The organism is Cerasicoccus sp. TK19100 (assembly GCF_027257155.1).
GTDB lineage: Bacteria > Verrucomicrobiota > Verrucomicrobiia > Opitutales > Cerasicoccaceae > Cerasicoccus > Cerasicoccus fimbriatus.
Map to the genome: position 1 here is coordinate 131,409 of NZ_JAPWDU010000002.1, position 12,400 is coordinate 143,808.

Annotated in this window: 12 protein-coding genes, 1 tRNA gene and 1 pseudogene; 4 read left to right on the forward strand and 10 right to left on the reverse strand. The window is 50.0% G+C overall.

The genetic code is table 11. From position 1 onward, the window contains the following. Positions 1-5: 5 nt before the first annotated feature. The 3 genes from O3S85_RS03935 to O3S85_RS03945 all read left to right on the forward strand — a co-directional run bounded on the left by O3S85_RS03935 (position 6) and on the right by O3S85_RS03945 (position 2,735). On the forward strand, positions 6-1,997 hold the full coding sequence (locus tag O3S85_RS03935; protein WP_269537988.1) for a hypothetical protein: 1,992 nt from the start codon (positions 6-8) through the stop codon (positions 1,995-1,997). A gap of 154 nt (positions 1,998-2,151) precedes the next feature. Next, positions 2,152-2,241, forward strand: a tRNA-Ser gene (locus tag O3S85_RS03940). Positions 2,242-2,459: 218 nt separating this feature from the next. Next, positions 2,460-2,735, forward strand: a complete 276-nt coding sequence (locus O3S85_RS03945; protein WP_269537989.1) for a hypothetical protein — start codon at positions 2,460-2,462, stop codon at positions 2,733-2,735. Positions 2,736-2,870: 135 nt separating this feature from the next. On the opposite strand, the pseudogene O3S85_RS21240 reads toward O3S85_RS03945, so the two are convergent. The 7 genes and pseudogenes from O3S85_RS21240 to O3S85_RS03980 form a co-directional block, all read right to left on the reverse strand. After that, positions 2,871-3,917: pseudogene (locus O3S85_RS21240) on the reverse strand (recombinase family protein); the annotation flags it as partial. A 149-nt stretch (positions 3,918-4,066) separates the two neighbouring features. Next, positions 4,067-4,594, reverse strand: coding sequence for a hypothetical protein (locus O3S85_RS03955; RefSeq protein WP_269537991.1), 528 nt, complete (start codon positions 4,592-4,594; stop codon positions 4,067-4,069). Positions 4,595-5,034: 440 nt separating this feature from the next. After that, a complete protein-coding gene (locus O3S85_RS03960; RefSeq protein WP_269537992.1) occupies positions 5,035-5,343 on the reverse strand; it encodes a dimerization/docking domain-containing protein in 309 nt (102 codons plus the stop codon). Between the two features lie 237 nt (positions 5,344-5,580). After that, complete coding sequence (locus tag O3S85_RS03965) at positions 5,581-5,925, reverse strand: hypothetical protein (protein ID WP_269537993.1); 345 nt, start codon at positions 5,923-5,925, stop codon at positions 5,581-5,583. A 184-nt stretch (positions 5,926-6,109) separates the two neighbouring features. Then, positions 6,110-6,739, reverse strand: a complete 630-nt coding sequence (locus O3S85_RS03970) for a hypothetical protein (protein WP_269537994.1) — start codon at positions 6,737-6,739, stop codon at positions 6,110-6,112. 657 nt (positions 6,740-7,396) lie between these two features. Beyond that, positions 7,397-8,029: a hypothetical protein gene (locus O3S85_RS03975; protein WP_269537995.1), complete on the reverse strand. Its 633-nt coding sequence runs from the start codon at positions 8,027-8,029 to the stop codon at positions 7,397-7,399. Between the two features lie 74 nt (positions 8,030-8,103). After that, on the reverse strand, positions 8,104-8,703 hold the full coding sequence (locus O3S85_RS03980; protein ID WP_269537996.1) for a hypothetical protein: 600 nt from the start codon (positions 8,701-8,703) through the stop codon (positions 8,104-8,106). Between the two features lie 350 nt (positions 8,704-9,053). Between O3S85_RS03980 and O3S85_RS03985 the strand changes: the two genes are divergently transcribed. Continuing rightward, a complete protein-coding gene (locus O3S85_RS03985) occupies positions 9,054-9,632 on the forward strand; it encodes a hypothetical protein (RefSeq protein WP_269537997.1) in 579 nt (192 codons plus the stop codon). Here the strand turns inward: O3S85_RS03985 and O3S85_RS03990 are convergent. The 3 genes from O3S85_RS03990 to O3S85_RS04000 all read right to left on the reverse strand — a co-directional run bounded on the left by O3S85_RS03990 (position 9,629) and on the right by O3S85_RS04000 (position 12,204). Continuing rightward, positions 9,629-10,714 (reverse strand): hypothetical protein, encoded by a 1,086-nt coding sequence (locus tag O3S85_RS03990; RefSeq protein ID WP_269537998.1) that lies wholly within the window; start codon positions 10,712-10,714, stop codon positions 9,629-9,631. The two genes, O3S85_RS03985 and O3S85_RS03990, sit on opposite strands and share 4 nt — an antisense overlap. Positions 10,715-10,773: 59 nt before the next feature. Continuing rightward, positions 10,774-10,980, reverse strand: coding sequence for a type II toxin-antitoxin system HicB family antitoxin (locus tag O3S85_RS03995; RefSeq protein ID WP_269537999.1), 207 nt, complete (start codon positions 10,978-10,980; stop codon positions 10,774-10,776). Positions 10,981-11,094: 114 nt separating this feature from the next. Beyond that, the gene (locus O3S85_RS04000; RefSeq protein ID WP_269538001.1) at positions 11,095-12,204 is read right to left on the reverse strand and encodes a hypothetical protein; all 1,110 of its coding nucleotides are present in this window, start codon (positions 12,202-12,204) and stop codon (positions 11,095-11,097) included. Between the last annotated feature and the right edge of the window lie 196 nt (positions 12,205-12,400).

A 12,400-nucleotide genomic window follows, 5' to 3' on the forward strand; every position in this document is an offset into this window, starting at 1 on the left:
AAGCCATGAAACCGATTTTCGCAGTCATCACATTCCTGACCACCGCATCGTTGGCCCTCGGGCAGGCTTATGATCAGTCCGGTGCCGCATCGCCCAACTTTTTCGGCGGCGGTGGCGGTGGAGGCGAATCCGCCGCAACCGGCAGTGGCGCAGGGGCTCAATCTCCCGGCAACCAAAACAACGTCATGAACCTTGGTTCTGGCGGTAGTATTTTTGAAAGCCAGACCTCGGAGAATATGGTCGATCGCGTGTTCAACGTCGACAGTGATTCCGTGAATTTTGAGGACGGCTCGTTCAACTGGAAAGGGCGTACGTTTAACATTGGTAACAGCCGCGTCGCCCGAGCGCGCTTTGAACGCTATCTTGCCACACCAGACCTGACGCAAAACGAAGAGATTTACCTGGGTATTCTCGAGCGGATCGCACAACTACTCTCACTCGTCGGCGAAAATAACATCAAGGACACTGAGACGCTGAACAACGAAGTCTTTACCGCCTGGCAGATGCTCTTCAAGGCAGGTCGCTATGAGATGGATCAGGGCATCTCGCTTACCGTTGCCAATCAGGTTTATAATATTTGGCGCATTCGCGACGAAAACAATAACATCACCCGTGCGCGCCAATTGATGAACGAAGAGCGCGAGACGACACAGGGTGACTTGCTGTCCTACTCGAGGCAGGATGAAAGCGAGTTTGAATACAAGCAGAAGATGAAGGCCGAGGGTCGCCACACCGGTGCCGAGTTTGACGGCGTCACCGATACCAGCACCACCGCCCAGAAGCTCTTGTCGATCGAAGCCCAGATTGCCGCCATGGACACCATGAAGGTGGCCAACGGACAAGTGGCGAAGTTACAGTTTCAGTCGCAATTGGTAAATCTGCTCCTCTCACGCCGCTTTGAGCATTGCCAGATTGCTGCGCAGTTTTACCGCTACGCCTTTAAAGGGTCGCACCAGACCATCACCGTGGGCAGTGAGCAGTTGGCTGGCTTTGTGCCGATTTCGGACTTCACCCCCACGGTGGAGACGGTTGAGCTGATGGCCCGCGAGGCGGAGTCGGACGTCAAGACCGGCATGAAGACCGTTGAGAGCCTCTACGAAAGTAATGAGCTTTACGGTGCTTTGGAGCGCTTACAGGAGACGTTTTTTCTCGGCGAATATCAGCCTGAAGTGCTGCAATTCCCTGCCGAGAAGAAGCGCAAATTACTGGAGCTCTACCGCATCACGCGTGAGCTTCAGGTGCTCCTCGATCACAAGGACTACGAGGGCATCGAGCGCGTTACCGAGCAGGCAAAACTGCTCGCCTACGATTTCCCTGCATCGCAGGTGCTGTCCGGCGTGCAATCCGTACAGCGCATGAGTAACTTGTCCCTGATGGCCGCCCGCCAAGCCGTGGGGCAGGGCGACTACGCCAAGGCGGAGTCCATGCTCGAGCGCGCCACCGGTCTTTGGCCGCAAAATCCCGCCATCAAATCCTACATGGGCGAAATGGCGAACAAGGCCGACATCGGCACACAGGCCTCCATGATGTTCGACGAAATGTTCAATCGCCAGGACTACCGCGCCATCTACGAAGAGAGTGCCAAGTTTAGCGGAGCGCTGATCAATGACCCCGTTCGCCGTGAGCAGTTGAAGGAAGCCGTGGATAAAATTGCCCGCGTGGACTTCCTGATTGTCGGCGCACAGGAGCTGGACGGGCAGGGGCACTCCTATGCGGCTTGGGAAACACTCGCGGATGCCGAAAAAATTTACTCGGATGACCACGTTCTCGCGCGCGCTCAAGCCAAACTTGCCCCACGCGTGGCAGACTTTGTCGGCGCGATCGACCGCGCCGAGCAAGCCGAGAACAGCGACCAGTTTGCCCTCGCTTTGACCCGCTACCTGGAGGCCAAGGAAATCTATCCGACTTCCAAAATCAGCCATCACGGCATTGAGCGCGTTAGCGAAGAAATCATGGACAGCATTCGTCTGCCCGCCAAGGCAAGCAGCGATAGTTAGGCCGTTTGAGAGCCTAAATCTACGCGGATCGAATCGGGAGCCCTTGCCCGTGAAATCGATAATTTTTCAGGAAATAAAGTTTTTTGCCGATCAGGGCTTGACGGCATGGTGACCGATCAGCATACACATCCCTTTTGATTTATTTGGCCCGCACGGAGAGGTGACAGAGTGGCCGATTGTGCATCACTGGAAATGATGTGTCGTGGAAACGCGACCGAGGGTTCGAATCCCTCCCTCTCCGCCACTTGGACGAAAATACGAACTTTTACCGGCCTTTTTGTAAACGTCTCTAAATAAGGATTTTATACAAAAATCGATATCAATTCGATACCAAGAAGTTCGTATTTGAGTGATGAAAGTCTCAGGATCGCACTGCGAACTATCTTTTTCGGGATCAAAAGCGGTAATTCGAATCCGCTCGATTAAGAGGTCCATCAGCTTGGTTTGGTCGTCGAAATTCAGGTGTCCGAATACTTCGGAAAAATTTGTCAGGGCTTGAGCAATCATGTTCTCGTCGGCGACAAAACCCTCCCGTTGCTGGATTTTAACCTGGAGCATGTTTTGCTGAAGCTCGACCTCTTCTCTTTCCTTGGCGATCTTGTCTGCTTCGGCCATCAGCGCCTTGCCAATGGAGGCGCCCGATTTTTTCACCGTGTCAGTGACGGCCTTAATTTCTTTGCTGAGCTCCCGATATCGCTTGTTGAGTTCCTTCAACTCGGATTTCAGGGGGCGGGTTGATTTCTTTAATTCTTTTTGCGAACCCTCAAGGGTGGCGCGGATAATGTCAGGATGCTTGCCGAATTCACTGATGATCGTGATAATGAAATCATCAAAGGTCTTGCCGGGCAGGTTGCGGACTGTGCACTCAGAATCCTTTCCGTAATTGTTGACATGCTGACACGTGTAGTAATTTCTCGGATTGCCCTCGTTATCACGTTTGCCCCCGGGCTTGGGTGACATCGCCTGATTACAATGGCCGCACTCCAGTTTTCCTTTAAGGAGCATTTCATGCTTATTGGCCCTGGGCGCGTGGATCTTGATGTCACGACTGCTGAGGGCTTCCTGTGCTTGTTTCCAAGTTTTATCCGTCACGATGCCTTTCCACCGTGCCGTGTATTCATTGCCGCCGGCATCGGTGGTGATGCCTCGATAGTGATTCTTGATCAGCAGTCGTTGAACTTTATCGGCAGTCCATTTCACGCCACCGATCCGCACGGTCTGCTTTTTGCGTATTTGCTCACGCACTTTGGTGCGGTAGCCACGTTTGTTCAATTCCTTGGCGACATGGGCAGGACTTTTGAGCTCAATGATGAGCTCATAAATTTCTTTGACGATCTTGGCCTCTTCAGGGATCGGGATTAGTGATCGGTTACCCGGGTCATTTTCGAAACCGAATGGTGCAACGCCAGGATGCTTCATGCCATCTTTGGCCTCACCGGCAAATTTTTCCTTAAGCCGGTCCGAAGTCAGTTCTCGCTCAAACTGGGCAAAGGTTAGGATAATGTTGAGAAAGGCCTTACCGATGCTCGTTGTGGTATCGATGTTTTCATAGCAGGATACTAAGTTTACGTTGTGCGCCTGCATGGTATCCCAGAGGTCGTAAAAATCACAGATCGAGCGGGTCAAGCGGTCGATGTGACTAACAATTACCTGGTCCACCTGCTCGCTCTTGATCAAGTGTAAGAGCTCTTTAATTCCAGGGCGTTTGAGGTCGCCTCCACTGAATCCGGCATCTTGCACTCGTTGGGTGATGACCCAATTGTCCTGAGCGTGAAATGAGCACAAACCTTCGGCCATCCTCAACTGCGATTCAATACTGGTCGTCTTGGCGGTCATCTGGTCCAGCGTGCTCACACGCGCATAGGCGATGCAACGGACGATCCTGTTGTCATCGGATTGTTGGGATTTCGATTTCTTCATTTTGTCTGAATGTTGTTAGTTCGTAAATTCGTTCTTATAAAATGTGTATCAATGCGAACTTCTTTCGGCAAGCCACACTTACGTAGACAAAAGCAGCATTTCGATTCGTATTATATGATATTTCGTGATTTTTTGTTCGCATTTGGTATCTAATGTTTTGCGGAGTGAAAACTGACCCTTCCGCACAAGAATTCTTTGGCGATGACATCGCCGAATGCGGTCTTGATCAAAATGGGCTTACCGGGATTCAAAAACGTCGCGCCTCTTTGCTGATTTTGGTAGTCATACCAAATCCGATCGAGGGTCTGCCGTGGAATACCGCCGAGCGATTTAATCCAGGCTGCTATGTCGTCAGTAATCAGCAATCGGTCGTAGGGATTTTGATTGGGTATGTCCCAGAAATCCTGAACAGATTTCGTGGACGCTTCGATGACGGGGTTCTGTGCAACCGGCATACGAAAGGAAAACGATTCCTCGCTGGAATTAAAGCAGAAGGCGTCCCCGGACGCCAAGTAGAGGCGAATTTCAAAACGCGCATTTTCAAGCCGCTCGGGAGCCATGCTCATGAGGTGCCTGGTTGATAAAAATTCAACATCAAGCACCTCACATTTGAAGGTGTTGATCAACGAGGAGAATTTTTCGGAAATGAATGCCGTATAGATTTTGGGTGGGTCCATGCTGAGCACGACGTATTTGTCCAATTGCATTCGCAGGATTTGGCGTGGACTTTGATCCGAGGTCACCCGCAGGGAGTTCTGGAGATTGATAGCTTGGAGAGGGATGAATTGCATTGTTGGAATAGGTTGGGGATGAACTAGGGCTTGGCGTTCGGATGCCAGTGCGCGGACACAAAAAAACGAGCCGTCGCGGCTCGCATGGAATATGGGTTAATGTTGGGTGGGGTATCGTTGTGACTCAGTGACCAGCAGAGACATTAAATCGGCAAGCCCACTACCGGAATACTGTCAATTAATGTCACCGGTCGGAGCTCTCTCTGTGAGGTGCATGGCCTCACCGTTGCAAGCGTTAAGACAAGAAGAGTATAGGAACTATTCTGCTCGATCAAAACTCAGCGGAACGTATATCTACCTTTATGTGGGGGCGTAAGCATTTAGGTTCATGCTACGAGGCGATAAGAGGTGCTCGGCCCCCTTCCGCGTTTGATTACGGCGCCATTGTCCAAATGAGGCTTCAAACGCCGTCGGACCGTGGAAGCATCAATCAGCATAGCATCGGCGATGCAGGCTGCCGTTGCTTCGCCATGGGTGGCGAGGACGCTTAAGACGTCCTCCTCACCGTCTACGTTTTTTCGAACCGCCTTTCGTCTTGCTTTCACAGGCAAATTCGGTTGACTAGTAATCGCTGAAGCAATTCCTCGGGCCAGAATTTCTCCAATTTCTTTTAACTTTTCTTCACGCTGGTGCATGAAAAGTGTAACTGAGAACTCTCGTTGAGAAAAGTAGTAAATTCGGACGGCCATCGCTAAGTATTAGAGAGGCTAATTCATGGGGGCCTTGAATTAATTCAACGAGCGAAGCTATAATAAGCCGAGATTAAGCAAAATTCGCCGAGTTACCTCGAAACCGACCACTGAGGATTGCCCAGGAATCGGTTTCTTCGGCTGGGGGATACTGGGATACCAATGAAATATGCCTAATTTTGTTTAAGGTTCATCAAGGACGATGATGCCGTCGAATGGGTTGATCACGTAGATGTCGCCTCTTTTCGTATAAAGACGAACTTCGATCTCTTGGGTGCCGACTCTCGCGTGATCTCGGCACAATAGAGGACGTATCGTGCTCAGTTCGACATCAACAATGTCACTACGCAGATCGCCGATGACGCTGCTTAGATCAGGCGAATCGACGCCGAGCATGACGTTTGTGGCATCGTAACTGACGACCAAGTATTGGTCGCCGCCTAGGCGGAACAGACGCCTGGGGGCTTTGGCGGAGCTAAGCAGCTTGGCCTGGGAAAAATCGATTTGGGCTGGAGTAAGTAACTTCATGAATAACTAACTTTGGTGGTTTGAAAAGTACGTTGTTGAGGCGCCTTTTGACGACCTGTGGAAGGAGGTCGTGGCGCTATAAAGAGCAAAGCCGAGCCCCGATATGGGACTCGGCTGAATTAATGAAATGCTGGCGGAATGTCGGCGTTGCGTTGGAGCAGACACTGACGGTAATTCCCGCCGACTATGGCAGGTCGAATAGCACCGTCCGATCAGGTTGAGGGGTGGCTAAAAAACAGGTAAACTCACCGTGGATCATGTATGGTGGTGCATCCGAAAAATCATTCTTGGGATTGCCGAGTGCCGTCTGGTAGTCGGTCCAGAAACGGAGAAGCATTTTGCTTTGATCGATTCCGCCGCTGTATTGCTCGATTGCGTTGACAAAGCGGTTGGACATTTTCATCGACTCTAGATATCCCTGATTTGTGATGCCCCAGATGTCTTCGGCCGTATACATCTTCTGATTCTTACATGAATCGCCGGTGAATGGATTAAGCAAAAAAATCTCGTCCCTCTCATTGAGCAAAACATTTTCGCGGTGCGATAGTCTGAGCCGCAATTCCCTGTGGGATGCGCCAGCGCCTTCAATGACCTGGAGTTTGACGAATTGAATTTCGACAACCTGAATGTTAGGCCGCAAGTCGAAATAATCACCGAGGATTTTTGACTTGAATGCAAAGATGATGGCAGTGGAAATACTATCGTGGAGCGTGAATTGGTATGTGCGGATTCGCGTCAGGACAATCGGACAGTTGGGGGTCGTAAGGACGGCGTGTGAATCCAGGAAGGATGGCTTGTATGGAATTTCTTTCATTGGTTTGTGTGTGGGTTAAAAAAATGGCGGAGCCATAGACTGGCTCCGCCGTGGATGTTCGCATTTAATTACTTGTTGGGGATGCTCATACGCCTTGGCGCTTAATGCTTGGTGCACATCTGAAGGATGCACGCATCAAGCTCTCATTCCATTCCCGTCATAATTCGAGTATACTGCTCCAGAAGCCGAGTTGGTTGGCCTTTCTGAAAAAAACAGCCTCCCAGAATGGCCCAGGATTCGCTTTAAGCGAACGATGCAGGTAATGGTATACCCCTAAACGGAGCATTTTCTCGTAGATGGTTGGGTTTGCGATGGCACTGACTCGGGAGGATCAGGCACGACAGCTCTTCTCTGCGAAGAGAACTTGCTGCCTAGTTTATCCTTTGCTGTCCGAAGTCCATATTAAAACCCATTGCCGACTATGAGGGGGAAGCCAACGGGTCATTATGGGCATGGCGTTGAGAGCTGAGATCGATTCTCTGGTTAAGAATTCTCGTAATTGATAAGAACGAAAGGCTAGCAGGGCATCGTTCCTATTTGAGCAAGAATAAAAGCCAAAGGCCGAGTCGCCAAAATCGATGACGTAAGCGCTGCCGACTGGTGTGATTCCTTCTGCCTCATCGGGTTGAAACAACTTTAGCATATAAAATTTTGGAATTAGCATAGATCAAATACAAATTGGTTGTTCACGATTTGACGGACGGAGAAATTAAACCACTCCCCAGAGATGATTACATTGTCCCCAAAAACTAGAGGAAAACGGCTCGCGTTAATCTTCGCCTCAAAATCACGCCACAGAATGTGCAAGATGTGTTCTTGTTGTTCACCGTCGGCTATTTCCACGATTTTCGTGATCAATCGCTCCGTTAATGCCATGTTGAGATACGGACTTCGATTGGGTACAGCCAGGATTTCAGTGGCGAGGTACTCATGGCACTGTAAGGTTAGTGGTGAAATTGCCCAGATACTAATGAATATCTCATCACAGTGAGTCAGGGTGATGAATCTACGATCATCCAGGCTGAGGCGAAGCTCCCGCTTTGCATCAAATTCCCCTGCACCGACTGAAATTGTTTGGATGATTTCGACCTGGGGGATCTTCAGGTCCGGATATTTCTCCAGGAAATTTTCAAGCGCATGACTTTCAAAGACGAGAATGACCTCGTCCCGGAATGTCTTGCTAAGAACATATACGCTTCCGCGCACATGAGAAAGCGTGATGGGTGAAGTAGGTTCGGTGAGTGGTGTTCGGTTCTTGATCGAATTGGGTTTTAGACTAATTTCTTTCATAATGGATATTGGTTAAAAAATAAGCGGAGTCACATGGGTGACTCCGCTTTTCAGATTCGGGTTTTATGGTTTCGCTAGGCCGATTCGGCTTCCATGAAGGGAAGCAGTGGTTCATGGACCGTAGCACTTATCTGGGAAATCCAGAGGTCAACAATCGCGTAGATCTGAGCCAGGTGTGGCATCAGAATGTAGGTGTCGACAAGCAAGGCCGCATTATACGCAGTCAACTGGGGCAGGTTCTCAGGATCGGTATGTAGGATTTCAGCAACCTTTTTAACTTGAGGTTTCGTTGCCGGGTAGTGATACCACTTTTTATTATCATGCTGGTAACGCTTGGGGAGCAGGCCAGAAATACTGGAAGCGGACGTCGAGGATTTCCGACTCCATTTTCCTTGAGCGTAGGCGAGCGTCAGGCACTCGCCGCATTCGTGATGGAGTATGTGCAGGGTGATTTTCCTCCCGAAGTCTTCCGCCGCAACGATATGCGGGTATGGCAGTTCGGGAAATTTCGCATTCCACCGGTAACGCTTGCCATCAGGCGTCGGCAGGTCCACGGCGAAGCTGGTGGTCTGGCTCGGAAGTGTGGTGTGATTATACAAGCCGTTGATGCGAGCCAGTATTTTCTTGGGCAGTCTTGGGCAGTTCTTGCCCGATAGGGTGTGTTTTTGGTTCATTTATTCTTTTATTATTGGGTTTAGATGACGCAGCGCGTCATTGGCTTACGAAGCCAACACCAATCCCCTTAAGAGGTCTCGAAGGGCGGGAACCAAACCGACATGAGACCTAATTTCCATGCCCCGCAGGCATGGTCCTTCTTGGCAGAATCCAAAGCGAAGCGTCCTCTTTTCTCACTTGCGGCACCCGTGATGGATGCGCCTTCGGAGCGAATCCTCACTGCAAAAAAGAATTCTGAAGCGAGTTCATGTTGATCAGCTTCAGCAAATAAACCAAATGTTATTCTTGTAATTGTTGGGTTATTTTGCTTGTACTACCATTATAAATCAGCTACAAGAGTATCCCTAATATGAAAAAAGAATCTACACCCATCAACGTTACCCAATTTTCTAAATCACTTGCCACTGAATATCTACCATGGACCCAGTGGCCCAAGCGCCTGCCTGATATTTTGCTGGATTATAAGGCAAACTATCCCATGGCCCATCTCCCCTCCTTGCAAATTGGCGAAGAACTCCACGAGCATTTATCGCGTTTCCTAAAATATGGAAAATGGATACCTCCTGAATATTACTTTCCATGCGTGACAATCGCAGACGCCTTATTGGCAATCGGGTTTCGACTTGAAGATATCAACTCGGAACTCAGCGTTCAGTGCGGGCCTGTGGCGGGCCAAGTCGATGTGTGCGGCGTGTTAGGAAATGGCCGTCCTTGCGTAGTTGAGGTCAAAGCCACGCAGGGCAAATATGTTTTGCCGCCTCGAGCGTCTGAAGTTGTCCAAATGGCCACTTATGCCTATGGCTTAGGCTATAGTGAGCCCGTATTGGCCTGCTTACGCGTGGCAGTGAGAAAATGCTGCGTCAGTGCATTTATCGTTGATGACGGAAGCGCCATGGTTACAGGTGCCCAGCAAGCGCTAGTCGCCTAGGATTGGCCAAGCTTTTTACGGATGCTTTGCAGTTTGGTGATTTCCTCATCCAACGTCTGACGATGCTTAGAGAGCATCGTTTCCGGCACTGCATCAAAAAAGGAACTGAAGGCTGAAATACGGCTTATCGCCGAATCAATAAAGAGCTGCTTATCCGCTTCGCTTTTCTTGTTGAAACGCATCATCGCTTTATCGGATTCTAGCTTGAGCAGCGAAGTGAAATCAACGGTCGCTTGCGACTTCGGTGGTCTTGAATCCCTCAATGTAAGCGCATGATCAATGCATGCTGGGATGAGTCCGACGGTTCGTTCGTAGAACTTCCTGAGAGCTACTCGGTCTTTGATGGAAGGGACCTTCAAGCTTTTATACTGAGCCATGCATTGGCAGTATTGAAGAGTGAGGCGTTGCTCCAAGGATTTTAAAGCCGAGGCTCCTTTACCAAGCACCTGGCCTAAATCATTCGTAAATTGCTTTTTGGCAGACCTGACGCTCACTTTGTCCATTAACGAAAATTGAATTTTCGCGTGGATTAGTGCAGCGCCCAGGTAAAGCGATACTTCAAGATATTGACGACTGCTTTGGCTATAAAGCGCCAGGCCTTGGGCGATTGATTGAATCATGCCAGTAATCTGTTCCATTGAAGTATTTTTGCTTAGCGCCGGCATGCCTGGTAGGATCTCGCTCCCCGTGGAAATGACCAATTCAATTTCGGCGGGCACTGCCGGAGGGTTGTCCTCATCGTCATCGGGCAATGTTTGAACACCCTGTTCCACCGGAAGGGCCGCGATATCCACTTTCCACATTTCCTTGGCGAGGTATTTGATGGGTTCTTTATTCTGGTGATTTTCGGCAATTGATCGAATTTCCTTTCGCGCCTCTTCCTTGATGGTAAATACACCTTCGGTCTCGGTTTCGATCAAAGCCTTATGTATCTTTTTGAGTGGAGCAGTATAGTTTGAGACAGCCGTATCTCCATTCACTTTCAAGTCATCGAGCGTCAACTTAGGGGCCCCCTTCGGCTTTTCAATGTACTGCTGGAGCTTCTTAACGAAGCCTTCATTCATGTATTTGGGATCAGACATAACCTAAAAGATGATTCAAATTGAATCTAAAATTGGGTGATTTTAAATATGATTTATGCTTATTCGGCCAGTTTTTCCAACTCGGTGGCGATAAAATTCGAGCGATTGCGATTTTGCGCGGTGGCAAGGACGTCAATGCGCAGGACAAGCTCAGCTGGCAGGCTGATCGAAATCTGAGTTTTTCCAGGGGCGCGTCTTATGGCTGCAGCCTTTTTCTTGTTGGCTGATTTCTTGGTCGGCTTCTTCGATGATTTCTTCCTGGGCATGGCAATCTACTTGTTATCCAGAGCGTTAAAGCATGTGACACTGAATGGAATTTCCGCGGAAGGCAAGTCGCCACTCCTGCCTGACAAGGCCATTTGATCCAGCACCAGATTGGACTATTTCTCTTCAGGATCGGCTACTTTTCGGACCTTCTTAATCCCGCCCTTTTTCGTTGGATTCTTGTTGGGGTTGGGAGTGGTCGTGAATCGTTTACAGTGGTTATTCATCCAGCTGCGGTTGTATTTGCAGATGTCTTCGAAGATGACCGCAGTCAAATAAACCATTTCATCAGGGCTGCATTCGGGATCTTTGCCAACCAAGAAGAAGGCGCTACGGGCTAAATCTTTCGCTGCTTTCGCGAGTTGGCTCTTCCAGAGGGCATAGTGGGGCAATTCGTCGTCGGGGAGGGCCTTCTGGCGATCAGGTGGTCCAGGGAGCTGACAGAGGGACTGAGTCTGCTTCGATTTCGTGGAGTCAGGCCTTTTGTCGACGTCGGAAGACGTAGCTGGGCGCTGTTGTTCAGGACCAGCCTCTTTAGCAGCAGATGCTTGAGCCTTCTGATATTCAGATGAATGACCACCTTCGATATGTGTATATTTGTTTATGTTATTCTGACTGGAGTTGGGCTCCTCAAATTCACCTGTGCTCTTTTTCGGCGTGGATACCGAGGTAGCTGTGGTCGTTGCTTCAGAGGCTTTGGCCTCCGATGGTAAGTCCTTTTGACCCGGCACAGGGGGCTTGCTGGTAGCAGAAGTCTTCTCTTGCTGAGACGTATTGGAGGCTACGGTCTGCTGGGACTTGGTTGGTTCAGTCGTCCCTGCTTCCACCCTCTGACTTTGCGCAGCGCGCTGTTGCTGATCATTGGACGACGCCTGGGAGTCAGGTGCGGCCTTGACTCCCGGCGAAGACTGGGGAACGCCACTGGGTCTTGACGTCTCGTGTTCAGTCCTCGCCGCGTCCGGTTTTCTTTCTGCAAGTCTCTGGGAAGCACCTTGCCCGGCCTGATTCTCCGTTGTTGGCTGAACCGGCTTTGACTGAGTGGCAGCCGTATGCTGAACGGCTTGAGCGGGAGTTGACGCCTGCCCACCTGCCGTTTGCCTGGTCACGTTGGCTAGCCGATCAGCGCCAGCTAAAGACTGTGCCTGTTGAGGCCCAGTCGCGTTATTGTCGTTTCGTTCGGCTGAAACCGAGTTCGAAGGTTTTTGAGTATCATTATTATTGTCCACAAGGATTCTAGTGGAACTATTTGAAGATAAAAAAAGAAAATAATGACTTTTTTTCTGAATTGATTGGCGGTGACTTCCGGCGCGGGACTGTTGGACACGAACCGTCTGCTGGTTTGGACTGAGCCCGCGAATCGCCGGTCAGAACTTCGCGGCGTTATGTCGTCGCTGGGATGTCGCCAGATAGTGGTTTGGGCCC